Origin of the sequence: Schlegelella aquatica (assembly GCF_026013905.1) — a bacterium.
Classification (GTDB): Bacteria; Pseudomonadota; Gammaproteobacteria; order Burkholderiales; family Burkholderiaceae_C; genus Caldimonas; species Caldimonas aquatica.
In genome coordinates, this window is the sequence record NZ_CP110257.1 from 1833825 (window position 1) to 1858460 (window position 24636).

Below are 24636 nucleotides of genomic sequence, written 5' to 3' on the forward strand. Positions count from 1 at the left end.
TCATGCTCAGACCGTCGGCGCCGGCATCACCACGATGCCGTCTTCATCGGCCACCAGCCACTCGCCCGGGCGCACGAGCACGCCTTGGACGAGCACTGGGACGTCACGCTGGCCTTCCTGCCGCTTCTCGGTGGGCAGGGGCATCGCCGCCAAGGCCCGAATGCCGACGTCGCACTCGCGCAGCTCGAGCACGTCGCGCACGCAGCCGTCGATCACCACGCCGGCCCAGCCGTTGCGCGCCGCAGCGGCGGCCAGGTTGCCGCCCAGCAATGCGCGGCGCAGCGAGCCGCCACCGTCGACGACCAGCACCCGCCCCTCGCCAGGGGTGTCGACCGCGGCCTTGACGAGCGAGTTGTCCTCGAAGCACTTCACCGTGGTCACACGCCCTTGGAACCGCGGCCGCCCGCCGAAGTCGCGAAACACGGGCGGCAGCACGCGGAAGGCGCCGTCGGCGTCGTTCTTGTGCGCATCGCACAAGTCACAGGTCGAAGTCGAGGTCATGCGTCTTGTACCTTCTTGATGGGAGGGCGTACATCTTCGCTGCGGGCCGGCAGCATGGGCCGCTGCTCGCGCGGGGTGTTCAAGATGATGGAAGTGGAAGTTTCGGTCAGCATGCAGAACTTCGTCACCACCGCATCGAGGTGGGCCACGTCGATCACCGCGATTTCGAGGACCCAGCTGTCCTCGCCGGTCACGTTGTAGGCGGAGACGACCTCCGGCGTCTGCTCGATCAGCTTGACGACCCGCGCGTACTCGGCGCGGCCGACCCTCACGAGCGCACGGATGCCATAGCCGAGCTTCTCCAGATTGACGCGCGCCCGGTAGCCGGTGATGACGCCGGCGGCCTCCAGCTTGCGCACGCGCTCGGTGACGGCGGGCTGGCTCAGGTGGACGCGCCGCCCCAGCTCGGCCATGGAGAGCCTGGCATCGGCCTGCAGTTCGGCAAGGATGCGCGTGTCGTAGTGGTCCAGATCGATTTTCAAGGCGCCGCCCTCCCGCAAGCCGCAATCCGTAAGGATTATGACGCCCACTTCCTTGAATCTCCACTGTATCGCGGTTCGCCGCCTTCTTAGGATGATGTCCATCCGGCTCGCCCGGCGCCATCAAGAAGCACAAGAGGATCCGACGTCAAATGACCAGCCTGAGCACCCTGGCCTCGCGTGGCCCGTCCGCGCACCGCCTCGATCCCGTCCTGGTGGGCTGCCTCGCCGCCACTTGGCTGGTGTGGGGGTCGACCTACCTCGCGATCAAGTACGCGCTCTTGAGCTTTCCCCCTTTCTTTCAGATGGGGACGCGGTTTCTCGTGGCCGGGGCACTGCTCATGGCGTGGATGCGCTGGCGCGGACGCCCGCTGCCCAATGCCCGGCAGTGGTTGCACGCGGCGGTGGTGGGGGCATTGATGCTGGGCGGCGGCATGGGCGGCACCGCCTATGCGGAGCAGACGGTCGGCTCGGGGCTCGTGGTGGCGTTCATCGCCGTCGTGCCGCTGATGATCGCGGCCCTCAACCTCATCTGGGGGCTCTTGCCCACGCGTTGGGAAACGGCGGGGATCGTGGTCGGCCTCGCAGGCGTGCTGCTGTTGACTCAGGGCGCGGGCTTCCAGGCGTCACCGGCGGGTCTGGCGGCGATCGCCATGGCCTGCGCCGGGTGGTCGCTGGGCAGCGTGCTGAGCCAGCGCAGCCTGCCGCTCGCCCCCGGGGCGATGGGATTCGCGAGCGAGATGCTGTGCGGCGGCGCCTTGCTGATGGCGATGGCGTGGCTGTCCGGCGAATCGCCCGAGTGGCCGCCCCAGCCCCTGGCAGTGGCGGCATGGGGTTACCTGGTGGTGTTCGGCTCGCTCGTCGCCTTCAATGCCTACATGGTGCTGCTCGCCCGGGCGAGCGCGGCGTTGGCCTCCAGTTACACCTTCGTGAACCCGGTGATCGCGATGCTGCTCGGAGTGTTCGTGGCCGGCGAGCACGTCACGGGGTACGAGTGGCTGGCCGCCGGTATCGTGCTCGTGGGCGTGGTGCTGATGCTGCGCGGCAAGGCGTCGGGCGCGCACCGTCCGCACCGGACATAGAGGCTCCCATGCGGACCCTGCCCTTGCGCACGCACAAACGTGGCGCAGGGCACGGCTCGGTACAATCGTTTCCTGTTGGTGCTCGCGCGGCCGTCCGGCCGTGCAGTTAAACGGGAAGCAGGGAGAGCCGCCGGCCACGCCGGACTCCAACCTGCGCTGCCCCCGCAACGGTAAGCAGACGAAGCCTCGCGCTTCCGCTCCGGTCCTCGACCACTGGCGTTTCGGCGCTGGGAAGGTGACCGGGGTTGCTCTGTCAGCCCGGATACCGGCCAACAGGGGAACGCGCCCCGTGCGCGTTCGTGTGCTCGGCCTGCGGGGAAGCAGGTCCGGGCGTCTTGCTCGCTCATGTCCATGAAACGCATTGCTTCCGGCCCTCGCGCACGGCGATGGATGCTCGCGCCCCTGTCCGCTGCGGTACCCCTGGGTCTCGGCCTGGCCGCCCCGCCCGCCGCCCGCGCCCAATCCCCGCTGGAGACGGTGGTCGTCACCGCATCGCGCCTGCCGCAGCCGCTCACCGAGGCGCTGCCTCACACCACCGTCATCTCACGCGAGGACATCGTCCGCGCGCAGGTGCCGGACCTGCCCAGCCTGCTCTCGCGCGAGGCGGGTCTGCAGATCACTTCCAACGGCGGGCTGGGCACCGCAACCTCGATCTTCATGCGCGGCGCCGGTTCCTCGCAGGTGCTCATCATGGTGGACGGCATGCCGATGACCAAGCAGGACGCCACCGGCACGGTCAGCATCGAGCAGCTGATGCTCGATCAGGTGGAGCGCGTCGAGATCGTGCGCGGCAACGTCTCGGCCATCTACGGCTCGGGCGCGGTCGGCGGCGTGATCCAGATCTTCACCCGCCGTCACGAAGGACCGCCGCGCGCCTCCGTACAGCTGGAAGCCGGCTCGTATGGCACCTCGCGGGCCAGCGCGAGCATCGGCGGTCGCCAGGCGGCGACCGCGTGGACGCTGGGAGCCTCCTACCTGACGACGGACGGCTTCTCCGCCATCGACGCGAAGAAGTTCGCCACGGCCAACCCCGACGACGACGGATACCGCAACCGCAGCCTGACGCTGGGCCTGTCTCACGAGGTCGCGGCGGGCCACACGCTGGGCCTGCGGGCCTTCTCCAGCCAGGGCCGTGGCGAGTACGACAGCGGCAGTTCTTTCGATGCGCCCGGCGACGTGCACACCCGCCGCTCGCGGCTGGGCAGCGTGCAAGTGCAGTCCGACAACCGTTGGACGCAGGCGTGGGAGAGCATGTTGTCGCTGGGTGAGTTCCGCGACCGCGACATCAACGCGCAAACCGGCTCGTTCGACTTCGAGAGCGACGCGCGGACCCGCACGCGGGCGCTGCAGTGGAACAACACCGTGGCGCTCGCACCGCGTTGGCAAGCCACCGCCGGGGTCTCGCGCCAGTACCAACGCATCGACACCGACGAGTACGAGAAGTCCCGCACCGTCGATGCCCTGTACGCGGGCATCTCGGGCACCGCGGGGCCGCACAGCGTGCAGGTCAACCTGCGACACGACGACACCGAGGGCGTGGGTTCCAAGTCGACCTACTACCTGGGCTACGGCTTCCGACTGACGGAGCGGTGGAAGGCGATCGCCAGCGCTTCGACGGCCTTCAACGCCCCGCCCTTGGGCTACCTGTACGCGCCGTTCTTCGGCAATCCGGACCTGCGGCCCGAGCACGCCCGCAACCAGGAGTTGGGCGTCCAGTATGCGCAAGGTGTTCACGTGCTTCGCATCACGGCGTTTCGCGCGCGGCTGCGCGACCAGCTCGTGTACGACTTCGCCACCAACCGGTTCGAGAACGTCGCCCGCACACGCAACCGCGGTGTGGAGCTGTCGTACAGCGGCCGCCTCGGCCGCACGGACCTGCGCGCCAGCCTCACGCGCCAGGACCCGCGCGACGAGGAGACCGACCAGAGGCTCAATCGCCGCGCCAAGACGCTGGCCTCGCTCGCCGTGTCGCACGAACTCGCCGGGTGGCGCCTGGGGATCGACTGGCGTCACACCGGTGAGCGGCCCGACGCAGCGCAGACCTTGTCCGACTACTCGGTGGTGGACCTCACCGTGCGCCGGTCCATCGGACGTCGATGGAGCGTCTTCGGCCGCATCGAAAACGCGGGCAACACGCGCTACGAGACGGCCTACGGTTACCGGCAGGCTGAGCGCAGCGCCTACGTCGGGCTGCAGTGGCAGGCAGACCTCTGAGAAAGTGTGATGCGCCGATGAGATCCGCGTGGTGGCCTCTCGCCGTCCTGGCTGCGCTGGCCGTGGCCGCCCTGCTGCTGGCCCTGGCCTGGGGCAGCCAGCCGCTCGGCGGGCACGCGCTGTGGCAGGCCCTGACCCGCGGCGGCAGCGCCACCGAGGCCGACATCGTGCTGGAGTTGCGTCTGCCGCGCGCGCTCGCGGCCTTCGGCTGCGGTGCCTTGCTCGCGCTCGCTGGAGCCTTGCTCCAGGCGCTGCTGCGCAACCCCCTGGCCGAGCCCTACGTGCTGGGTGTTTCCGGTGGCGCCTCGGTGGGCGCGCTGCTCGCACTGTGGGCCGGGCTGGGCGCGGTGTGGATCGGCGCCGGCGCGTCGGTCGGCGCCCTGCTGGCCACCGCACTGGTGTTCCTCCTCGGCGCACGTGCGTTTCGGCGGCATGCCGACAGCGCCGCGGCCAGCGTGCAGTTGCTGCTGATCGGTGTCGTGCTGGGCGCAGGGTTCGGCGCCATCGTGAGCTTCATCCTCTCGGTGGCCCCCGACCGGGAGCTGCGCAGCATGGTGTTCTGGATGCTTGGCGACCTGAGCGGCGCCGACCGGTACGGCCTGGCCCTGGCGGTCGCCGGCTCGTGCATCGCCGTCGCGGCGCGCCTGGCGCCGGACCTCAACGTGCTGCTGATCGGGGACGCGCAGGCCTACACGCTCGGTGTCGATGTCCGCCGGCTGCGCTGGCAGGTCGTCGTGCTGGCGTCGCTGGCGGCCGGCACCGCGATCACGGTGGGCGGCAGCATCGGTTTCGTCGGTTTGGTCGTGCCCCACGCCCTGCGCTTGCTGATCGGGCACGACCAGCGTGTGCTGCTGCCCGCCGCGGCACTGGGGGGCGGTGCGTTCCTGGTGCTGGCCGACACCCTCGCACGCAGCGCCTTCGCGCCCGTGCAGCTGCCGGTGGGCGTCATCACGGCCTTCGTCGGTGTACCGACGTTCCTGGCCTTGTTGCTGCGCAGCGGAGCGCGAGCATGAGACCGACCCCGCCCCTGCCCACCCACCCGCCCGTGCCCTTCGCCGCAGAGTCCAGCCCGCTGCTCGAGACGCACGGGCTCGAACTGCGCCCCGGCGCGCGCCGCCTGCTCGCCGGGCTGGACTGGGCGGTGCATCGCGGCGAACGCTGGGCGGTGCTGGGCCCCAACGGCTGTGGCAAGAGCACCCTGCTGCGGGCCCTGGCCGGCCTGTGCCAGCCCAGCGCCGGGAGCTTGCTGCTGCAGGGCCGCCCGCTGGAGCGGTGGTCGGTGCACGAACTTTCGCGCTTGCGCTCGTACACGCCTCAGCACCACCACGACGTCTTCGGCATGACCGCGCTGGATGTCGTGCTCGCGGCGCGCCGCCCGTACGCGGGGCGCTTCGGGTGGTTGTCGGCGCACGATCGCGAGCGCGCCTTGCACGCCCTCGCCCGCTGCGACGCCGCCCACCTGGCGCAGCAGGACGTGCGCAGCCTCTCCGGGGGCGAGCGCCAGCGGGTGGCGCTGGCCGCCGCGCTCGCGCAGGACGTGCCGCTGCTGCTGCTGGACGAGCCGACCGCCCACCTCGACGTGCCTCACCAGCAAGCGGTGTGCGAACTGCTGAAGGCCCTCGGCGACCGCGCCGTGGTGCTCTCGCTGCACGACGTCAATCTGGCTCTTGCGTGCTGCACCCATGCCCTCTTGTGCACCGACCGCGAGGCGCCCCGGTGGATCGCCGGCCCCATCGAGGAAGTGCTGCGCCCGGACACCTTGCAGGCTGCGTACGGCTGGACGATGGTCCCGGTCGATCTCGAAGGTCGCAGGCATTACCTGCCTGCCGCCTCCCGGTGAGCCGCTCGCCCGCGGCCTTTCCTCCTGCCCGTCCCGCAACGCTGTCCCCCATCCCGGCGCGACGGCGCTGCCTGCGCGGCTTGCACGGGCGAGTGGCGATGCACCTTGCCGCGCAGGCCTTTACCGTCTGCCCAGTGCCCGGCGCGCATCGTCCAGGGCCTGGCACACCTCGCGCGCGCCCAGAAGGATGCGGGGCGTGGGGCGATTGAGCAGGTCCGGGTCCACGGCCCTCACCTGCCCGTGGGCCACCGCCGCCACGCGCCCGAACCGCCGCCATGCCTGGACCTGCTGGGCCGCCTGAGCGGAGGCCGGGGGAGCAGAAACGAGGATCAGCTCGGGGTCGGCAGCGAGGACCGCTTCCGTGGAGACGGTGGGCACCAGCGGCGTCAGGGCCCCGAGCACGTTGACGCCGCCGCACAGGCGGATCACGTCGCTCGCGAGGTGCTGGTCGTTGAGCGTCATGAGCGGCTGCGGCCAGACCTGGTAGAAGGTGCGCACGGGCGCCTTGGCCTCCTGTTGGCGACGCAGCGCGGTCAGTTCGCGCTCGAAGGCTTGCGCCTGCATCCCGGCGGCCTCGGCCTCGCCGAGCAGCATGCCCAGGCGGCGCATCGCATCGGCGATCTCGCTCAGGCGCCGCAGCTCGCTTCGGTAGACCGGCAACCCCATCTTGGCCAGGCGCTCCACCTGACTCGGAGGATTGCCCGTCGGCCACACGATCACGAGGTCGGGCTCGAGCGCCGCGACGGCCTCGAGGTCGATCGAGCGGCTGTCGCCCACGCGAGGGAGTCGCCTTGCGGCGGGCGGGTAGTCGCTGTGGTCCATCGCCCCCACCAGCCGGGCCCCGGCTCCGACGGCGAACACCAGTTCGGTGGCGTGGGGGGCCAGGCTCACGATGCGGCGCGGCGGGGCCGCCAGGCGCACCCGCTGTCCGAGGTCGTCGACGACCTCGACCTGCTGTGCGGCGGTACGCATCGGGGCCAGAGCCACCGCCACGAGCCAGACGGCCCCCCAGACAGCGCGCATCATGCCGGGCCCAGGCCTGAAGATGGTGAGCGCCAAGACGAGCCTCAGCACTTGGCCGCCCCCCGCAGTTGGCTGAGCGTTGCGCGGCTGGTGCTGATCTGCGCGTCCAGCTTGAGGTGCAGCAGCGTGGGCTCACGGCGATCCAGCGCCTCGCGGAACGCGGGCTCGAACTCCGCGGTTTCGGCAATCAGGCGGCCATGCCAGCCGTAAGCCCGGGCGAGCGCCGCGAAGTCCGGGTTGAACAAGTCGCTGCCGCTCACACGGCCAGGGTACTCGCGCTCCTGGTGCATGCGGATCGTGCCGTAGGTGCCGTTGTCCACCACGAGCACGATCGGCCGCGCGCCGTAGCCGGTGGCCGTGGCCAGTTCCTGCCCGTTCATCAGGAAGTCGCCGTCCCCCGCGACGTTGACCACGGTGCGCCCGGGCTGCAGGAGACTCGCCGCCACCGCCGCCGGAACGCCGTAGCCCATCGCTCCGGATGTGGGCGCGAGCTGGGTCCGCCCGGTGTGGGCGAGCGAGCCGTACCGGTAGTACCGGTGCAGCCATCCCGAGTAGTTGCCGGCGCCGTTGGTGAAGATCGCGTCTGCGCGGCCGCTTTCGTGCAGCACGCGCTCCATGGTCTTGACGACTTCGGCCATGTCCAGCGGCCCGGGGACGGGCGTGGACACCCGGTTCGCCTCGAACGCCGCGTGCACCTCGTCGGCCCACGCCACCCACGACACCTGTGACGGTGCCTCGAGGCCTTCGAGTGCCATCGCCGCAGTGGCCATCGACGACTGGATCAGGAGGTCGGCGGCATACACGCGACCCAGTTCCTCCGGCCCGGCGTGCACGTGGACGAGCTTCTGCTTGGGCCGGGGCGCCTCGATGAGCGTGTAGCCGCCCGTCGTCATCTCGCCCAGTCGCGGCCCGATCGCCAGCAGCAGGTCGGCCTCGCGGATACGGTCGGCAAAACGCGGGTTGATGCCGATGCCCACATCCCCCGCGTACAGCGGATGCCGGTTGTCGAAGAGGTCCTGGAAGCGGAACGCGCAAGCCACCGGCAGACGCCAGTTCTCGGCGAACCGCTGCAACGCGGCCGCGCTTCGCGGCGTCCATCCGCCGCCGCCCACGATGGCGATCGGCCGCCGGGCTTGCCTCAACAGGTCGTGCAGTTGCTCCAGGGCATCGGGCGCCGGCCATGCATGCACCGGCTCGACACGGGGCAACACCGCAGCGGCAGTCCTCTGCGTGAGCATGTCCTCGGGCAAGGCCAGCACCACCGGGCCGGGGCGCCCCTGCATCGTGACGTGGAAGGCCCGGGCCACGTATTCCGGCAGGCGGTCGGCGCGATCCACCTCGGCGACCCACTTCGCAAAGCCGCCGGTGTTCGGCCCGAACATCGCGCGGTAATCCACCTCCTGGAAAGCCTCGCGGTCGCGCACGTCGGAGCCCACCTGCCCGACGAACAGGATCATGGGCGTGGAGTCCTGGAAGGCGGTGTGCACCCCGATGCTGGCATTCGTGGCGCCCGGGCCGCGAGTGACGAAGCAGATCCCCGGCCGCCCCGTGAGCTTGCCCTGCGCCTCGGCCATGAAGGCCGCGCCTCCTTCCTGCCGGCACGCGACGAAACGGATGCGCTCACGGTGCTCGTAGAACCCGTCCAGCACGGCCAGATAGCTCTCGCCAGGGACACCGAAGACGGTGTCCACCCCTTGGGCGATCAAGGCTTCGACGAGGGCGTGGCCGGCAAGGCGGGATGCGGGCATGAAGCGTCTCCTGAAGGTGCGCAGAAGGTGGCCATGGACGGGCGCCTCGGGGCGACCCGCCTGTGGATGGCGTCCATTATGCGGAGAGGCCGCCGAAGAAGATTCGGTTCACGCCAGGATCACGCCGCCTGCGCGGCGGGCACGCGCGCTCGCTGCCGCGCCCCCACCAGCGCGGCAGAGGCCACGCTCATCACCAGGGCCGCCGCGGCCCCGTAGAAGATCCCGGCCGGCCGCCCTCCGTCGAGCAGCGCCCCGAAGACCGGCGCGGCCACCGCAAAGCCCAGGTCGAGGCCCGAGTACACCATGCCGTACACCCGCCCCGTCGCGCCCGGGGGCGCCGCGCGCTTGATCAGCATGTCGCGCGAGGGCCCGGCCAGGCCGGTGCCGAAGCCGGCCAGTGCGGCCAGGGCGGCCGCCCCGACGCCGGGTGCCGCCCCCGCGCCTGCAAGCACCAACAGCAGGGCTGCGCCGAGCAGGGCCGCGGAAATGGTCCATTCCAGCCGCCGCACCTTGCCGACCAGAAAGCCGCCGAGCACCATGCCCACCGCGCCGCACAGCATGAACCCGGTGACGACCAGCGACGTGATCGACAGCGGCAAGCCCTGCAACTGCTGCAACGCCGGGCTGGCGAAACTCTGGATGGCCGCCAAGGCGCAGGTGGACCAGAAGAAGAACGAGAAGCACAGCCATACCGAGGGCAGCCCGAGGAACGCCAGCGCGTGCTCCGTGCCCCCCGGGCCAGCCGCCCCCTGACGCGCCTGGTGGGCCCAGCGGCCCTGGCGGTCGTCGATGGCATCGCGGTTCCACACCAGCACGGCGATGACGACACCCGCCACGCAAGCCGCCGCGAGATACGCCAGCCGCCACGAGCCGGTGGCTTGCGTGATGCCGACGAGGAGCACCGGCGAGACGGCCCAGCCCAGATTGCCCGTGATGCCGTGCACCGAGAACGCGTGACCCAGCCGGGCTTGCGACACCCGCTTGTTGAGGATGGTGAAGTCCACCGGATGGAATGGGGCATTGCCGAGCCCGGCGAGCACCGACGCGAGCACCAGACCGGTGTAGCCGGAGGCCAGCGCAGCGGCCAGCGCGGCCGTGACGAAGCATCCGAAAGCCGCGAACAGCACCGGCCGCGCGCCGATGCGGTCCACCAGGAATCCCGACAGCGCCTGCCCGACCCCGGAGACGACGAAGAACACCGTCACCAGCAGTCCGAGCTCGGAGTAGCTGAGCTGGAAGTCGCGGATGAACCAGGGAAACAGCGGCGGCAGCAGCAGATGAAAGAAGTGCGAGGTGCCGTGGGCCAGCCCGATCAGCCCGATTGTGCGAGCGTCCTGGCGCAGGGGAACGGCGGTGGCAGGGGTCGTGGTCATGAGAGCTGGCGCACCCGAGGCCGGGCGGCGAACGCAGAGGCAGTTTCATCCGATGTTAGGCGCGACGCTGGCGTCCGGGTTACGATAGCCGGCCAACTTGTGTTGAGAACATGCCAACCGCATCGGGGCGGCGCGCCGCCTCACCCTCCCCACCCCCACCCCCCGTCGGGCCCCTGACCCCGCACCTCTATGCGCCGACGCCCGAGCGGCCGGTGCGCGCCAAGGCGCATCGCCTGAGCGCCGAGACGCGCGTGCTGGCCCACACCCACCCGTGGGGTCAGCTCACCTTCTCCGCCTCGGGCGTGCTGAGGGTGAGCGCCGGGCGCACCACCTGCCTGGTGCCGCCGTCTCGTGCAGTGTGGATCCCCCCGGGCCTGGAGCACGCCATCACGGTCGTCGAAGACGCCGACATGCGCACGGTGTACTTCCTGCCCCGGGGTGAACGCTCCGTCCCGCTCGCACCGGGCGCGCCCCGCGCGCTTGCACTCGACGACCACTCGGGCTGGCAATGCTGCCGGGTGCTGGAGGTGTCGGACCTGCTTCGCGTGCTCGTGCTCGAACTGGACACGCGCCCGGACGACGAGGGTTTCCCCGAGCCGCACGCGCTGGAGCGCGAGCGGCTGCTGAGCGCGCTGGTGTGCGACGAATTGCTCCGCGCCCGGCCGGTGCGCCTGGGCGTGGACATGCCCGGCGACAAGCGCCTGCGGGCGCTGTGCGAGGCGGTATGGGCCTCGCCCGCCCGCCACGAGACGCTGGAAGCGTGGGCCCGCCAGGTGGGCGCCAGCCCGCGGACGGTGGCGCGCCTCTTCCGACAGGAGCTGGGCGTCACCTTCGGGCAGTGGCGGCAGCAGGTGCTGCTCGCGCAGGCGCTGGCACTGGCGGCCCGCCGGCTGCCGATGGCGCACATCGCCGCCGAACTCGGTTATGCCAGCCCGAGCGCCTTCAGCGCGATGGTGCGCCGCGCCGTGGGCGAGCCGCCGAGCCGCTTCTTCAGCACCGCCTGATCCGGGCGAGCGCCGGCGCACCACTGGCCGCCTGCGCACGGCCGCTCGTCCAGTCTCGCCTGACGGGCGCCCTTCGGCGGCCTACACTGCCTCCACACCGCCGAAGGGGAAGATGGCCGGTGCGCTGCGGTCGATGCGACCGGGCCCGCGAGGCGCCGCCCGGCGACCGCCCCCTTCCCGAGGAGTGCGTCATGCTCACTTCCCTGTTCGGAGACCTCGGCCCTTTCAACGAGCCGCCCGGCCGCGGTCGCCGCTGGGGCGCCGACACCCCTCCTGCCGATTTCGCCGCCACCGCGATCCTGGAGAGCAGCGCCACCGAGGTCAACGACCGCGGACAGATGGTGGACAAGCACACCCGCGACCTGTTCGTCGTGGGCTCGCCCGCGCAGGCGATCCGCCAGCACCTGGCCGAGACGCGGGCCGACCTGCAAACCGCCAGCCGCCAGATCACCCTCTTCGACCCGGGCCGCATGTGGGCGGCCGGCGTGGTCAAGGCTCTTTCGGACGCCTCGGGGCAGCCGGTGGAGCGGCTCCACCTGCGCCGCCAGAACACCCTGGCCACGATCGCCCTGATCGAACGCACGGCGCTGCCCCGCCGCCTCGAAGAGCCGCTCAAGATCTACCACACCGACGTGCGCGAAGCCGGCAGCGAGGCCCAGGCGATTCCCATCGCGTTGATGGAGAGCAGCCATCTCACCGTCGTCATCGTCGCGCCCATGAGCGTGGCTGCCCTGGACGACATCGCCACCCGGCTGCACGCGGCGGCGCTCGGGCAGCTCTGGCGATGCCCCCACCTGCTCTTCATGCTCTCGACCCCGATGGCGGCCCACGCGTCGCGCATCAGGGCGCTGCCGTGGCCGGGGCGCCTGCACGTGGCCGTGAGCACCGAGCCCATGACCAGCGCCTCCAACGTCTGGAACGCCATCCTGCACACCTGGAACGAGGTGAAGGCACTGCCCTCGTGGGACGAAATGGCCTTGGCAGCGGCGGACGGGGAGCGGACCTACCCGATCCGCGTGGCCGACCTGGGAGGGCCGAGCGCCGCAGCAGTCGCACCGGAGGAACACCGCGCGTCGGACGCAGCTGCCGCCCCGGCTCCGCAGAAGGGGGACGCACCCCTCGGCGGTCTCGACGGGGGGCGGCTCTACCGCGCGCTGAACCAGTTGATGCAGTTGGAGGGCATGCTCGGCTGCTGTGCGGTGGATGCCACCACGGGCCTCGTTCTGCAGGCCGAACGGGCAGCCGATGCGCCAGACCTGCCGCTCGAGCTGGCCGCGGCCACTCACACCGAAGTCCTGCGCGCCCACCGCCGGCAGGCGGGCTCGCTGGGCACCACGGACCGCGTCGAGGAGATCATCGTCACCCAGGGGCCGCGCCACCAAGTGCTGCGCACCTTGAGCGCCCAGCCGCAGGTGTTCCTGCTCGCGGTGCTCGACAAGCAGCGCACCAACCTGGCACTGGCGCGCTTCAAGATCATGGAGGCGGAGAAGTCGCTCGGCTGACCGGCCGGGCCCTTCCTGCCTCCAGTTTCTCGCCTGCATCGCAGCCGCCACTGCCTCGCCGGGCAACTTGACATCCGGGCAGCCGCCGCCATGTTCGTGGCACACGGCATCGCGCCGCCGCCCCGGGGGCCTGCATCACCATCCCGCCCGCCCGGTATGACGCGCAGTGCTAGGCTAGCATTCGACGTTTCGCCTTTCGATTCACGCCCACAGCCGGCCCCGCCGGGCAGCCCACGATGGAACAAGTGATCTACGACTACACGCGCCAGGATGCGAGCGGCGCGAGTTGCACCGCCCATGCCTGGGCCAAGGTTCCCCCGCGCCTCACGCCCGAGGAGCGCGACCGCGCCAAGGAGCGGGCCAAGGAGCTGCTGGCACGCCACGATGCCGTCCTCGTCGCCCACTACTACGTGGACGGCGACATCCAGGACCTCGCGCTCGAGACGGGGGGCTGCGTCGCCGACTCGTTGGAGATGGCGCGCTTCGGACGCGACCACCCGGCCAAGACCCTGGTGGTGGCGGGCGTGCGCTTCATGGGGGAGACCGCCAAGATCCTGAGCCCCGACAAGCGCGTGCTGATGCCCGACCTGGACGCGACCTGCTCGCTGGACCTGGGCTGCCCGCCGGACGAATTCGCCGCCTTCTGCGATGCCCACCCCGATCGCAAAGTCGTGGTCTACGCGAACACGAGTGCCGCCGTGAAGGCCCGGGCCGACTGGATGGTGACGAGCTCGTGCGCGCTGGCGATCGTCTCCCACCTCAAGGCCCAGGGCGACAAGATTCTCTGGGCGCCGGACCGGCACCTGGGGCGCTACATCCAGGAACAGACCGGCGCCGACATGCTGATGTGGAACGGCGCCTGCATCGTCCACGACGAGTTCAAGGGCCTGGAACTGGAACTGCTGCGCAAGGAACACCCGGGCGCGCTCGTGCTCGTGCATCCCGAGTCGCCGCGCAGCGTGGTCGAGCAGGCCGACGTGGTCGGCTCCACCTCGCAGTTGCTCAACGCGGTCATCAGCTCGCAGGCTCAGGAATTCATCGTCGCCACCGACAACGGCATCCTGCATCGAATGCGGCAGCTCGCCCCCGGCAAGACCCTGCTCGAAGCCCCGACCGCCGGCCGCAGCGCCACGTGCAAGAGCTGCGCGCACTGCCCGTGGATGGCGATGAATGCGCTGCAAGGCGTGGTGGCCTGCCTCGAGACCGGCGTCGGTGAGATCACGGTGCCCGAGCCCACGCGCAGCCAGGCGCTGGGTTGCATCGAACGCATGCTCGACTTCGTGGCGAGGAATCCCTCCGCCATCGCCAAGCCGGCCCAGGGGTTCGTGCCCAACGTGGGCGCCGCCTGATCGCATCGCACGCTTTGCCCTTTTCATGTTCGACCACAACGAAACCCTCGATGAAGCCCGCGCCCGCAACGTGCGCGAGGCCCTGATGGAAGACATCGGCCGCTGCGACTGGACGGGCCGATTGGTGCCGGCAGGGCGCCGCGTGAAGGCCCGCGTCCTGGTGCGCGAGGAGGCGGTGCTGTGCGGGCGCGACTGGTTCGAGGACTGCGTGCGTGCGCTCGATCCCGAGGCCCAGATCGAGTGGCACTACCAGGAAGGCGCCCTGATGCGGCCCGACACCGAGGTGTGCCACTTGCGGGCGGACGCCCGCGCCCTGCTGGCCGCCGAGCGTCCGGCGCTCAACTTCCTTCAGCTGTTGTCGGGCACGGCCACCATCACCCGTCGCCACGTGCAGGCGATCGAGGGCGCCTCGCCCAACCCGCGGGGCTGCGCGATCCTCGACACGCGCAAGACCATCCCCGGCCTGCGGTTGGCCCAGAAATACGCGGTGCGGGTGGGCGGCGGTCAGAACCAGCGGCTCGCCCTGTACGACGGCATCCTCATCAAGGAGAACCACATCGCAGCCGCCGGTGGCGTCACGCAGGCGTTGCGTGCAGCGCAGGCGCTGCAAGCGGGGGTGGACATCCAGATCGAGGTGGAAACGCTGGACCAATTGCGCGAGGCACTGGCGGCGGGTGCGGCGAGCGTGCTGCTCGACAACTTCACCTTGGATGCGATGCGCGAAGCGGTCGCCATCAACCAGGGTCGCGCGCTGCTCGAAGTCTCGGGCAGCGTCCAGCTCGACCAGGTTCGCGCCATCGCCCAGACCGGGGTCGACCGGATTTCGATCGGGCGGCTGACCAAGGATGTGAAGGCCGTCGACTACTCGATGCGGGTGCTGGAGCGGCTGTAGTTCGGTCTGGAGCCTCGCGTCAGGGCGTGCCCCGCTCGGTGGCGGCCCGCGAGGGGCCAAGCACGCAGGCTCCCCACCGGCCGCACGCTCCACCCGCCGCAGTACCCCCTCACCTCTGCGAACCCCACCCCCGCCCCCAAAGGCCGGTGGGCGCGCCTGCGGGCGCAGGCCCTGGTTCGCGGTGTCCTGACGGGTGAGCCACTTGGCTCGTGTTGACGAGGCCCACCTCCCGCCCGCTCGGTGGCCGACCGCGAGGGGCCGAAGCACGCAGGCTCCCCACCGGCCGCACGCTCCACCCGCCGCAGTACCCCCTCACCTCTACGAACCCCACCCCCGCCCCCAAAGGCCGGTGGGCGTGCCTGCGGGCGCAGGCCCTGGTTCGCGGTGTCCTGACGGGTGAGCCACTTGGCTCGTGTTGACGAGGCCCACCTCCCGCCCCGCTCGGTCGCCGACCGCGATGGGGCCGGAGCTCGCAGGCTCCCCACCGGCCGGACGCTCCACCCGCCGCAGTACCCCCTCCCCTCCGGCCAAGAACTTGTATTGACCTGTCTATACAAGTTGCTATCATGCCCTCCATCACCCATGGCGCCCCCGAGCCCCCGCCCGGCGGGCAGCAGCTCCGGCCACCCCCTCACCGAGGAGATCACCATGACATCCGGCCCCCGCGTCGTGCGCGCCCCCCGCGGTTCCCAACTGCACTGCCTCAACTGGCAGATCGAAGCGGCCTACCGCATGATCCAGAACAACCTCGACCCCGACGTCGCCGAGCGCCCGCAGGACCTCGTCGTGTACGGCGGCATCGGCAAGGCCGCCCGCAACTGGGAGTCGTTCGACGCCATCATGCGCACGCTCGAGCGCCTGAAGGCCGACGAGACGCTGCTGGTGCAGTCCGGCAAGCCGGTGGCGGTGCTGCGCACCCACACCGATGCGCCGCGCGTGCTGCTCGCCAACTCCAACCTCGTGCCCAAGTGGGCCACCTGGGAGCACTTCCACGAACTCGACCGCAAGGGGCTGATGATGTACGGCCAGATGACGGCCGGCTCCTGGATCTACATCGGCTCGCAGGGCATCGTGCAAGGCACCTACGAAACCTTCGTCGAGCTGGGCCGCCAGCACTACGGCGGCGACTGGTCCGGCAAGTGGATCCTGACTGCCGGCCTGGGCGGCATGGGCGGCGCCCAACCCCTGGCCGCCGTGCTCGCGGGGGCCCACTGCATCGTCGTCGAATGCCAGGAGTCGCGCATCGACTTCCGCCTGCGCACGCGCTATGTAGACCACAAGGCCCACAGCATCGACGAAGCGCTGGGCATCCTCGAACGTGCGACCCAGCCCACCTCCGTCGCGCTGCTGGGCAACGCCGCCGAGTTGCTGCCTCAGTTCGTCGAGCGGGCCCGGGCGGGCGGGCCGCGCCCCCATGCGGTGACCGACCAGACCTCGGCCCACGACCTCTTCAACGGCTACCTGCCGCGCGGGTGGACGGTCGAGCAGTGGGAAGCGGCCCGCCACGGCGGCACGGCCGAGCGCGAGCGGCTCGCCCGGGCGGCGGCGGCCTCGTGCGCCGAGCACGTGCGCGCGATGCTCGCCTTCCACGAGATGGGCGTGCCCACCATCGACTACGGCAACAACATCCGCCAGGTCGCCTTCGACGAAGGCGTGAAGAACGCGTTCGACTTCCCCGGTTTCGTCCCCGCCTGCATCCGCCCCCTCTTCTGCGAGGGCAAAGGACCCTTCCGCTGGGTGGCCCTCTCCGGCGACCCGGAGGACATCTACAAGACCGACGCCAAGGTCAAGGAGCTCTTCCCGCAAGACGCTCACCTGCGTCGTTGGCTCGACCAGGCCCGCGAGCGTATCGCGTTCCAGGGGCTGCCCGCGCGGATCTGCTGGCTGGGCCTGGGGCAGCGGCATCTGGCCGGCCTCGCGTTCAACGAGATGGTGCGTCGCGGCGAGCTCAAGGGCCCCATCGTGATCGGCCGCGACCACCTGGATTGCGGCTCGGTGGCGAGCCCCAACCGCGAAACCGAGGCGATGCGTGACGGCTCCGACGCCGTGTCGGACTGGCCGCTGCTCAACGCCCTCACGGCCACCGCCGGCGGCGCCACGTGGGTGAGCCTGCACCACGGCGGCGGCGTCGGCATGGGGTACTCTCAGCATGCGGGCGTCGTCATCGTGTGCGACGGCACGCCCGAGGCCGACCGACGGCTCGAGCGCGTGCTGTGGAACGACCCGGCCCTGGGCGTGGTACGCCACGCCGATGCCGGCTATGAGCTCGCCCAGGAGTGCGCGCGACGCCACGGCCTGCACCTGCCCATGCTCTTCCAGGACGACCGCGCATGATGCCCGCCTCCACGCTCACGCTGCACCCCGGCCGGCTGGAACTGCCCACACTGCGCGAGGTGGCGCAGGGCTTCATCCCGATCGAGCTGGATCTCGAATGCCGGGCTGCGGTGGCGGCCAGCGCCGAGGTCGTGCGGCGCATCGCCGAGGGTGACGCACCGGCCTACGGCATCAACACCGGCTTCGGCAAGCTTGCCAAGGTGCGCATCGCGCGCGACCAGCTCGCGCAGCTGCAAACCAACCTCGTGCGTTCGCACGCGGTGGGCGTGGGGCCGCTGCTGGACGACGACACGGTGCGCGTCATCCTGCTGCTCAAGATCGCATCGCTGGCCCGGGGCTACTCGGGCGTGCGCCCCGAGGTGCTCGACGCCTTGGTGGCGCTCTACAACGCGCAGGTGTGGCCCTGCATCCCGTCGCAGGGGTCGGTCGGCGCCTCGGGGGACCTGGCGCCGCTCGCGCACCTGACCTTGCCGCTGCTCGGCGAAGGGCAGGTGCGCATGGACGGGCGCATCGTGCCGGCCACCGAGGGGCTGCGGCGGGCGCAACTCGCCCCCCTCGCGCTCGAAGCCAAGGAAGGCCTCGCACTCCTGAACGGCACGCAGGTCTCCACCGGCATCGCACTGATGGGACTGCTGCGCGCCGAGCAGGTGTTCGCCGCCGCCGTCGTCGCCGGGGCGATGAGCGTGGACGCGGCCAAGGGCTCGGACGACCCCTTCGACGATCGCATCCACCGCGTGCGCGGCCACCGGGGCCAGATCGACGTTGCCGCGCTCTACCGCGCGTTGCTCGCGGGCAGCCAGATCCGCGCCTCGCACCGTGTGGGCGACGACCGCGTGCAGGACCCGTATTCCCTGCGCTGCCAGCCTCAGGTGATGGGCGCCTGCCTGGACGTCATCCGCCAAGCGGCAGCCAGCCTCGTCACCGAGGCCAACGCGGTGTCGGACAACCCGCTCGTGTTCGCGGACACCGGCGAGGTGCTTTCCGGCGGCAACTTCCACGCCGAGCCGGTCGCCTTCGCGGCCGACACGCTTGCGCTGGCCATCGCCGAGGTGGGCGCGCTCTCGGAGCGGCGCATCGCGCTGCTCATCGATGCCAGCCTCTCAGGGCTGCCGCCCTTCCTGGTGCAGGAGCCGGGCGTCAACTCGGGCTTCATGATCGCGCACGTCACCGCGGCCGCGCTGGCCAGCGAGAACAAGACGCTCGCGCACCCGGCGAGCGTCGATTCGCTGCCGACCTCGGCCAACCAGGAGGACCATGTCAGCATGGCCACCTTCGCCGCGCGCAAGCTGGCCGACATGGCGACCAACGTGCGCCACATCATCGCGATCGAGCTGCTGGCGGCGGCGCAGGGCATCGACTTCCATCGCCCGCTGCGCAGTTCCAGCACGCTGGAGGAGGCGCACGCGCTGATCCGCAGCAAGGTGCCGCGTTACGACCAGGACCGCGTCTTCGCCCCCGACATCGCCGCGGTGGAGCAACTCATCGACGCAGGCGGCTTCACCCGCTACGCGGGCCGGGTGCTGCCCTCCTGGAGCGAGCCGTGATGCCCGGCCCCACCCCGCCCCCCGGCGAAGACTGGCGGACCCCCTGGAAAGGCCGTGTGGATGCCGCCGACGGCGAAGCCGGCTGGCGCTGGCACCAAGTGGTGCAGCCCTGGAGCGATGCACCTGGAGGCTCAGCCGCGGCGGGCGTGGCCCTGCTCGGCCTCGCCTCGGACGAAGGCGTGCGCCGCAACCAGGGCCGCGCCGGGGCGGCCGAGGGGCCGCTCGCGCTGCGCCGCGCCCTGGCGTCGCTGCCGGCCGCATCGGCGCAGCCCCTCATCGACGCGGGCACCGTGCCGTGCCTCGACGGCGACCTCGAAGCCGCGCAGAGCCGCTATGCCGAGCGGGCCGCGCGCCTGCTCGACCAAGGCCACCTCGTGATCGGTCTGGGAGGCGGTCATGAGATCGCGTGGGCCAGCTACCAGGGCCTCGCATCGCTGCTCCAGTCGGGTCGCGCCCGGCGGCTGGCGATCGTGAACTTCGACGCCCACTTCGACCTGCGCCGCGACGTGCAGGCCACCTCCGGGACACCCTTCCTGCAGGCCCTGGAGCATGCTCGCGCGCACGGCTGGGACGCGCACTACCGCGTGCTGGGAGTCTCGCGCGCGGCCAACACCCGAGCGCTGTTCGACACCGCGCGCTCGCTCGGCGTGCAGTGGACGCTGGACGAGCAGATGACCCTGCTCCATCTGGAGGCCCTGCGCGCGGAGTTGGCCCAGTGGCTCGAAGGCTTCGACGCCGTGTACCTCACCGTCTGTCTGGACGTGCTGCCCGCCGCCACGGCGCCGGGCGTCAGCGCACCGGCCGCGCGCGGCGTCGCGATCGAAGTGATCGAGCCGCTGGTGCAGACGGTCGCAGGCTGCGGCCGGCTGCGGCTGGCCGACGTGGCCGAGCTCAACCCCCGGCTGGACATCGACCAGCGCACGGCCCGCACCGCCGCCCGCCTCGTGTGGCAGGTGGCGCAAGCTCACTGCGGAGCACGCAGCCCTTGAGACAGGAGAGCCGCCCGATGAACTCCACGCCCGAGACCCGCTCCTGGCTCATACGCCGCGTGCACCTCGCCACCATGGCGGACGCCACCGGCTGGGGCGAGTGCCGCGACGCGGCCGTCGCCGTGCAGGATGGCCGCATCGCCTGGGTGGGACCGGCCGCGCGAGTGCCGGCACCCCACCGGGCCCTGCCCGAGTTCGACGCTGAGGGACGCTGGTTGACGCCCGGCCTCATCGACTGCCACACGCATCTCGTGTGGGCTGGCAGCCGGGCGGCGGAGATCGAGCTGCGCTGGCAAGGCGCACGCTACGAGGACATCGCGCGCGCCGGTGGCGGCATCGTCTCCACAGTGCGGGCGACCCGCCAAGCCACGCTCGACGAACTCATCGCCGCCGCCACCCCTCGCCTGCGAACGCTCATGGCCGAGGGCGTGACGACGGTGGAGATCAAGTCCGGCTACGGGCTGGAGCTGGCCGCCGAACGGCGCATGTTGCAGGCCGCGCGCAGGCTTGGCGAGCGCGAGGGCGTGACGGTGCGCACGACCTTTCTCGGCGCCCATGCCCTGCCCCCCGAGTTCCAGGGCCGGGCCGACGACTACATCGACCTCGTCTGCGGCGAGATGCTGCCGACGCTCCACCGCGAGGGCTGGATCGACGCGGTGGACGCGTTCTGCGAAGGCATCGGCTTCACGCCCGAGCAGACGCGGCGGGTCTTCCAGGCTGCCGCGCAGCGCGGGCTGCCCGTCAAGCTCCATGCGGATCAGCTCTCCGACCTGGGCGGGGCGCAGCTCGCCGCCGACCATCGCGCGCTCTCGGCCGACCATCTCGAATGCACGAACGAAACCTCCGTGCGAGCGATGGCGGCTGCGGGCACCGTCGCCGTGTTGCTGCCCGGGGCCTTCTATTGCCTGCGCGAGACGCGCTTGCCGCCCGTGCAAGCCCTGCGCGAGCACGGCGTGCCCATGGCGCTCGCCACCGACTGCAACCCCGGCACGAGCCCCTGCACCTCGCTGTTGCTGATGCTGCACATGGGCTGCACCTTCTTCGGCCTCACGCCCGCGGAGGCCCTGGCGGGCGTCACGCGTCATGCGGCGCGGGCGCTGGGTCTGCAAGACGAGGTGGGCCGCATCGCGACCGGCCTGCGTGCCGACCTCGCGCTGTGGGACATCGACCACCCCCGGGACCTGGCCTGCCAGTTCGGCCACCGGCCCCTGGCTGCGTGCTGGCGCGGGGGCCGGCTGGATCTGGCCCGCTGAAGGCGCGCTATTCGGCGAATCGGAGGTGCGGGCCTCCTCGCACACTGCGGTCAGTCCATCGACGAGCCCGCCCCCTATGTCTTCCCCCGATTTCGCCTCCGTCCACAACTACTACGAGCGCCCGGTCATGCAGGCCGTGGCCGAACTCGCTCCCCGCTACCCGGCCCTCGAGCCTGAACTCCTGGCCGACGTGGTGTGCGTCGCCCTCAACCGGCTGCCGCCGCGCTACATCCGCCACGACGTCGATCTGGCCTTCTATCTGACAGAGAAAGAGCGCGCCGACAACGAGCGCGCTATCGACGAGGCGGTGCACCACGCGTTCGAGTTCGTGCAGGCGCGCCGCGCGATGCGGGCACGCTGAACACGAGCGTCGTTCAACCCGGCACGGGCGCGCCGTTGGCCCGCCGCGCAGCGGGCGGCACCAGGATCGTCGGAAAGCTCGCCGGCAACGTGCGGGGGTAGTCGCGGCTGTAGTGCAGCCCGCGGCTTTCGTGCCGCAGGAGCGCCGAGCGCACGATCAGTTCCGCGCAATCGACCAGATTGCGCAGTTCCAGCAAGTCGCGCGTGACGCGGAAGTTGGCGTAGTAGTCGTCGATTTCGCTGCGCAGCAGCCGGATGCGGTGCAACGCGCGCTCCAGTCGCCGGGTGGTGCGCACGATGCCCACGTAGTTCCACATCAACAGGCGCAGCTCGTCCCAGTTGTGGGCGATGACCACCTGCTCGTCCGCGTCCTCGACTTGGCTTTCGTCCCAGGCGGGCAGCACCGGCAGCGGTTCGTGGTCCTGCGCACCGATGTGCGCAGCCACGGTGCGGCCCAGCACCACGCATTCGAGCAGCGAGTTGCTCGCGAGCCGGTTGGCGCCATGCAACCCGGTGTAGCTCGTCTCCCCCACCGCATACAGCCCGGGGAGGTCCGTGCGCCCGTCCAGGTCCGTCACCACGCCTCCGCAGGCGTAGTGCGCCGCCGGCACCACCGGGATCGGCTGGCGCGTGATGTCGATGCCCAGCCGCAGGCACCGCGCATAGATCGTCGGGAAGTGCTCCTTCAGGAACTCGGCGCCGAGGTGGGTGGCATCGAGCCACACGTGGTCCAGGCCGTGCTTCTTCATCTCGAAGTCGATCGCCCGGGCCACGATGTCGCGCGGCGCCAGCTCACCGCGCGGATCATGATCCGTCATGAACCGGCGCCCGTCGGGCAGCTTCAGGTGTGCGCCCTCGCCGCGCAAGGCCTCCGTGATGAGGAAGCTGCGCTCCTGCGGGTGATAGAGACAGGTCGGGTGGAACTGGATGAACTCCATGTTCCCCACGCGGCAGCCTGCGCGCCAGGCCATCGCGATGCCGTCGCCGGTGGCGGTGTCGGGGTTGCTGGTGTAGCGGTACACCTTGCCCAGCCCGCCGGTGGCGAGCACGACGGCGGCGGCCGGCAGCGTCTCCACCCGGCCGTGCTCGATGTCCAGTGCGTACACGCCATAGCAGCGGGGCGGCTCCTCCCGGCGCAGGTGACGCGACGTGATGAGGTCCACAGCCATCCAGCGCTCGCGCAGCCGGATGTTGGGATGACGCCGGACCTCGGCCAGCAGCACGTCGTGGATCGCCTTGCCGGTGGCATCGGCCGCATGGGCGATGCGTCGCACCGCATGCCCGCCTTCGCGCGTGAGGTGCAGGCCCAGCGGGCCGCTCGGGTCCGGCGAGAAGGGCACCCCCTGCGCCACCAGCCATTCGATGGCCTCGGCGCTGTGCTCCGCAATGAACCGCGCGGTGCGCTCGTCCACCAGGCCAGCGCCGGCATCCTGGGTGTCTCGAACATGGCTCTCGACGCTGTCGTCGCTGCCGAGCACGCCGACGATGCCTCCCTGAGCCCAGGCGGTCGCTGCCTCTTCCAGCCCCCGCTTGGCCAGCACCACCACGGGCTGGCGGTCCGCCAGGTGCAGCGCCACCGTCAATCCGGCCAGGCCGGCGCCGATGATGACCACCGGCGCTTGCGTCTCCATAGTCATGTGTGATCCGTCGTCGATACGGCGCCTGACGCGCCGGGCGTCGCTGCGTGCGACGTCAATTGAGTCACAACTCAGCCCTGGTTCATTCTATCGACGCCCCTCGCCCGCGGGCTTCTGGGGCCAGCCTTCCCCGCGGCCCCGGGACCTTCCCCCATCCGGGGGGCGCGCTACCAGAAACTGGTCGTTACACTGCATCGACACATCATGGGGTCTTCCATGCAGACGTCCAACGCAGCGACCACAAGCCGTACTCCGGGAGCCGCGAACGCAGGGCCCGTCCCCGCCGGCGAATGGGAAGCGACCATGCCCGCCGACATGATGGCCACGCGCATCATGCGCGGCGAAAAGGAGTACCTCGACCCCGCGGAGCGCGAGATCGGCCGCCTCATCGGCCCCAACTTGCGCGAGCTCTTCGTCTCCTGCGACGCCGCGGAGGCGCTGCGCCAGCAATTCGAGCACCTCGAAAGCCGTCACCTCGCCCTCCACGATCTCGCCGGCGGCCCCACGGGCCTTCAGTTGCTCAAGCAACTGGCCGCCATGGGAAACGGGTCGATCCGCCAACTCGTGATCCGGCAGCAAGGGTACGGCACGACCCTGGCCACCATCCGCTACGCCGACTACACGCTGCCGGGCACCTCGACTTCGGTGCGCGTCTACAGCACCGATGTGGAGGCCACCCCCGCGGCGCAGCAGGCGATTGCCAAGGTCATGATGGAACTCGCTCAGGCCAGCGTGCTCATCCTGAGCGAACAGGTCGCCCCGGCACCCGCCCACGCACTGCGGCAGGCCTTGCACGCGGTCCACAGTGCCCGCTGGGTCTGCCCCAACCTGCTGGTGCTGCCCCTGGGGCCCAACGCGGTGTCGGCCGCGGCGTCGCAGTGCAGCCAGGTGGTCCAACGCCACGGCCTGCTGCTGCGCGCCTCGCCGCAGCCCGCTCGCGGCTCGGATGCGTGGTCCTACATCCTCGGTTTCTGGCAGAAGAACTCCGCGCGCGGCCGGCTGGCCCCGGTGGCCGCCCCTTCACTCGCCCCGCTGACCCTCGACCTGAAGCCTGCCGGCGACGCGATCACGGACGCCCCGGCGCCCTTCATCGCCCCTACGCCGAGGGTCGCCGCACCAGCCGCTGCGACCGCGGCTGCGCACTCGTCCTCCGCAGCGCGCTACGTCGAGCAGGTGCGCGGGCTCGCCGGACTGCTCGCCTGTTGCGTCTTCGAGGTGGCGACGGGAGCCCCCCTGGCCCACGCCGGCCACGCCCCGAGCGCACTCGACATGGCGCGGCAGGGCAGCAACTTGCTCAACGCCCAGCACCTGGCCCGAATGGCCCTGGCACTCGCCGAGCCCGCGCAGGAGCTGCTCATCTCCTCCGACCGGCACCACCAGGTGGTGCGCCCGGTGCCCGGCCATCCTGAGCTGGCCCTGCACGCCCTGCTCGATCGCAGCAAGACGAACCAGTCCCTCGTGCGCTTCCAACTCCAACGGCTCGACGGCCTCTGGTCGCGTTGAAATCGGCCC

Annotated in this window: 20 protein-coding genes and 1 riboswitch; of the genes, 14 read left to right on the forward strand and 6 right to left on the reverse strand. The window is 71.0% G+C overall.

The window, feature by feature from the left end; translation table 11 throughout:
• Positions 1 to 6: 6 nt before the first annotated feature.
• Positions 7 to 501, reverse strand: coding sequence for a ribonuclease E activity regulator RraA (gene rraA, locus OMP39_RS08285; protein WP_264891281.1), 495 nt, complete (start codon positions 499 to 501; stop codon positions 7 to 9).
• Complete coding sequence (locus OMP39_RS08290) at positions 498 to 983, reverse strand: Lrp/AsnC family transcriptional regulator (RefSeq protein WP_264891282.1); 486 nt, start codon at positions 981 to 983, stop codon at positions 498 to 500. Before OMP39_RS08290 ends, rraA begins: the two co-directional genes overlap by 4 nt.
• 149 nt (positions 984 to 1132) lie before the next feature.
• On the opposite strand from OMP39_RS08290, the gene yedA reads away from it, so the two are divergent.
• The 4 genes from yedA to OMP39_RS08310 all read left to right on the forward strand — a co-directional run bounded on the left by yedA (position 1133) and on the right by OMP39_RS08310 (position 6116).
• On the forward strand, positions 1133 to 2062 hold the full coding sequence (gene yedA, locus OMP39_RS08295; RefSeq protein WP_264891283.1) for a drug/metabolite exporter YedA: 930 nt from the start codon (positions 1133 to 1135) through the stop codon (positions 2060 to 2062).
• Between the two features lie 59 nt (positions 2063 to 2121).
• A riboswitch (cobalamin riboswitch) is annotated at positions 2122 to 2350 on the forward strand.
• Between the two features lie 63 nt (positions 2351 to 2413).
• Complete coding sequence (locus OMP39_RS08300) at positions 2414 to 4276, forward strand: TonB-dependent receptor domain-containing protein (RefSeq protein WP_264891284.1); 1863 nt, start codon at positions 2414 to 2416, stop codon at positions 4274 to 4276.
• Between the two features lie 17 nt (positions 4277 to 4293).
• Positions 4294 to 5289 carry a FecCD family ABC transporter permease gene (locus tag OMP39_RS08305; protein ID WP_264891285.1) on the forward strand — a complete coding sequence of 332 codons (996 nt, stop codon included), beginning with the start codon at positions 4294 to 4296 and terminating at the stop codon, positions 5287 to 5289.
• Entirely contained in the window at positions 5286 to 6116 is an 831-nt protein-coding gene (locus OMP39_RS08310) for an ABC transporter ATP-binding protein (RefSeq protein ID WP_264891286.1), read from the forward strand. Before OMP39_RS08305 ends, OMP39_RS08310 begins: the two co-directional genes overlap by 4 nt.
• A 120-nt stretch (positions 6117 to 6236) precedes the next feature.
• Here OMP39_RS08310 and OMP39_RS08315 read toward each other — a convergent pair whose 3' ends face one another.
• The 3 genes from OMP39_RS08315 to OMP39_RS08325 form a co-directional block, all read right to left on the reverse strand.
• Complete coding sequence (locus tag OMP39_RS08315; RefSeq protein ID WP_342454849.1) at positions 6237 to 7142, reverse strand: cobalamin-binding protein; 906 nt, start codon at positions 7140 to 7142, stop codon at positions 6237 to 6239.
• A 41-nt stretch (positions 7143 to 7183) separates the two neighbouring features.
• Positions 7184 to 8887, reverse strand: coding sequence for a thiamine pyrophosphate-binding protein (locus tag OMP39_RS08320; RefSeq protein WP_264891287.1), 1704 nt, complete (start codon positions 8885 to 8887; stop codon positions 7184 to 7186).
• A gap of 119 nt (positions 8888 to 9006) precedes the next feature.
• Positions 9007 to 10260: an MFS transporter gene (locus OMP39_RS08325; protein ID WP_264891288.1), complete on the reverse strand. Its 1254-nt coding sequence runs from the start codon at positions 10258 to 10260 to the stop codon at positions 9007 to 9009.
• A 110-nt stretch (positions 10261 to 10370) separates the two neighbouring features.
• Between OMP39_RS08325 and OMP39_RS08330 the strand changes: the two genes are divergently transcribed.
• The 9 genes from OMP39_RS08330 (at position 10371) to OMP39_RS08370 (ending at position 21488) form a co-directional block, all read left to right on the forward strand.
• Positions 10371 to 11264, forward strand: a complete 894-nt coding sequence (locus OMP39_RS08330; RefSeq protein ID WP_264891289.1) for an AraC family transcriptional regulator — start codon at positions 10371 to 10373, stop codon at positions 11262 to 11264.
• Between the two features lie 191 nt (positions 11265 to 11455).
• A complete protein-coding gene (locus OMP39_RS08335; RefSeq protein WP_264891290.1) occupies positions 11456 to 12766 on the forward strand; it encodes a hypothetical protein in 1311 nt (436 codons plus the stop codon).
• 236 nt (positions 12767 to 13002) lie between these two features.
• Positions 13003 to 14115 carry a quinolinate synthase NadA gene (gene nadA / locus OMP39_RS08340; RefSeq protein ID WP_264891291.1) on the forward strand — a complete coding sequence of 371 codons (1113 nt, stop codon included), beginning with the start codon at positions 13003 to 13005 and terminating at the stop codon, positions 14113 to 14115.
• 25 nt (positions 14116 to 14140) lie between these two features.
• The gene (nadC, locus tag OMP39_RS08345) at positions 14141 to 15007 is read left to right on the forward strand and encodes a carboxylating nicotinate-nucleotide diphosphorylase (protein ID WP_264891292.1); all 867 of its coding nucleotides are present in this window, start codon (positions 14141 to 14143) and stop codon (positions 15005 to 15007) included.
• Between the two features lie 648 nt (positions 15008 to 15655).
• A complete protein-coding gene (gene hutU, locus OMP39_RS08350; protein ID WP_264891293.1) occupies positions 15656 to 17341 on the forward strand; it encodes a urocanate hydratase in 1686 nt (561 codons plus the stop codon).
• On the forward strand, positions 17338 to 18885 hold the full coding sequence (gene hutH, locus OMP39_RS08355; protein WP_264891294.1) for a histidine ammonia-lyase: 1548 nt from the start codon (positions 17338 to 17340) through the stop codon (positions 18883 to 18885). The genes hutU and hutH overlap by 4 nt, the downstream gene beginning before the upstream one ends.
• Positions 18885 to 19874: a formimidoylglutamase gene (gene hutG / locus OMP39_RS08360; protein ID WP_264891295.1), complete on the forward strand. Its 990-nt coding sequence runs from the start codon at positions 18885 to 18887 to the stop codon at positions 19872 to 19874. The genes hutH and hutG overlap by 1 nt, the downstream gene beginning before the upstream one ends.
• A gap of 17 nt (positions 19875 to 19891) precedes the next feature.
• A complete protein-coding gene (gene hutI, locus OMP39_RS08365) occupies positions 19892 to 21127 on the forward strand; it encodes an imidazolonepropionase (RefSeq protein ID WP_264891296.1) in 1236 nt (411 codons plus the stop codon).
• Positions 21128 to 21203: 76 nt separating this feature from the next.
• A complete protein-coding gene (locus OMP39_RS08370) occupies positions 21204 to 21488 on the forward strand; it encodes a late competence development ComFB family protein (RefSeq protein ID WP_264891297.1) in 285 nt (94 codons plus the stop codon).
• Positions 21489 to 21501: 13 nt separating this feature from the next.
• Here the strand turns inward: OMP39_RS08370 and nadB are convergent, their stop codons facing one another.
• A complete protein-coding gene (nadB, locus tag OMP39_RS08375; RefSeq protein WP_264891298.1) occupies positions 21502 to 23124 on the reverse strand; it encodes an L-aspartate oxidase in 1623 nt (540 codons plus the stop codon).
• 303 nt (positions 23125 to 23427) lie between these two features.
• On the opposite strand from nadB, the gene OMP39_RS08380 reads away from it, so the two are divergent.
• Complete coding sequence (locus OMP39_RS08380; protein ID WP_264891299.1) at positions 23428 to 24627, forward strand: hypothetical protein; 1200 nt, start codon at positions 23428 to 23430, stop codon at positions 24625 to 24627.
• The last annotated feature ends 9 nt before the right edge of the window (positions 24628 to 24636 follow it).